The organism is Microseira wollei NIES-4236, assembly GCF_020521235.1.
GTDB classification, from domain to species: domain Bacteria; phylum Cyanobacteriota; class Cyanobacteriia; order Cyanobacteriales; family Aerosakkonemataceae; genus Microseira; species Microseira wollei.
In genome coordinates this window covers 1-1,242 of record NZ_BLAY01000451.1, presented here as the reverse complement: position 1 = coordinate 1,242, position 1,242 = coordinate 1, and the positions used below count along the sequence as shown (strand labels likewise).

General features: G+C 49.0%; 1 protein-coding gene. It reads left to right on the top strand.

All coding sequences use genetic code 11. The features are described from left to right. Positions 1-149 precede the first annotated feature (149 nt). Complete coding sequence (gene ypfJ, locus MiSe_RS49175) at positions 150-1,001, top strand: KPN_02809 family neutral zinc metallopeptidase (protein ID WP_226594845.1); 852 nt, start codon at positions 150-152, stop codon at positions 999-1,001. The last annotated feature ends 241 nt before the right edge of the window (positions 1,002-1,242 follow it).

Sequence of the window (1,242 nt, the reverse complement as noted above, 5' to 3'; positions counted from 1 at the left end):
CTTTTAACCTGAGTGTTAATATTAATTAAATTCACCTAATATTGACGGCAGATAAATCTGCTCGCATCGCGTTTCCGCCCCGATTTAAAAATGCGGGGCTACCACGCTCCCGGTATTTTTAGGTGTAAGGGTGAAGAGGGCAGGCGATTATGCGTTGGCAGCTGGGTCGTCGGAGTACTAATGTTGAAGATCGACGCGGTATGGGAGTCTCCGCGCCGGTAGTGGGTGGGGGGATAGGGGCAATACTGTTATCGCTGCTGGTGGCGCTTTTGGGTGGCGATCCGAGTGTTGTTTGGGAACAGGTAAATCAGCAGAGCGATCGCCCCACAACCTCCGCGCCTCGCAACCCTGGGGGTACTGACCAAATGGCAGATTTTGTTTCCGTTGTACTGGCAGATACTGAGGATACCTGGCGCGAAGTGTTCCGGCAAAGCGGTTCAACTTATACAGAACCCAAATTAGTGTTATATTCCGATGCCGTGCAATCTGCCTGTGGATTTGCCAAAGCGGCGATGGGGCCATTTTATTGTCCCCGCGACCAAAAAGTTTATATCGACTTGAGTTTTTATCGCGATTTGAAGTCTAAATTTCAAGCACCGGGGGATTTTGCCCAGGCGTATGTAATTGCTCACGAAGTTGGGCATCACGTCCAGAATGAGTTAGGAATTTTGGATAAAGTGCGACGATTGCAAAGTCAGGTTGATCGGGTAGAGGCGAACCAACTTCAGGTGCGCGTGGAGTTACAAGCAGATTGTTTTGCGGGTGTTTGGGCGAATCGCGCTCAACGAGCGAGGAAAATTTTAGAACAAGGCGATATTGAAGAAGCGCTCAATGCTGCTAGTAGTATTGGAGACGATCGCTTGCAGGCAAGAGCGAGAGGGTATGTTGTCCCAGAGACTTTTACCCACGGTAGTTCTGCACAACGGGTGCGGTGGTTTAAGCGGGGTATTCAGACAGGCGATCCTCAACAATGCAATACTTTTGCAGCGGCAAATCCTTAATCGATGAAATACCTAACGACTGAAGTCGCGGCTACATAAACAAAGCCCGCCTGCGCGGGCTGTAGAATCTTGGTATCATATGATGTCAGCAAATCCTTAATCGATGAAATACCGTAACGACTGAAGTCGCGGCTACATAAACAAAGCCCGCCTGCGCGGGCTGTAGAATCTTGGTATCATATGATGTCAGCAAATCCTTAATCGATGAAATACCTAACGACTGAAGTCGCGGCTACATAAA

Bases quoted from the DNA above. Each gene is read 5' to 3' on its own strand.
- ypfJ (WP_226594845.1), top strand. From the start codon at position 150: ATGCGTTGGCAGCTGGGTCGTCGGAGTACTAATGTTGAAGATCGACGC.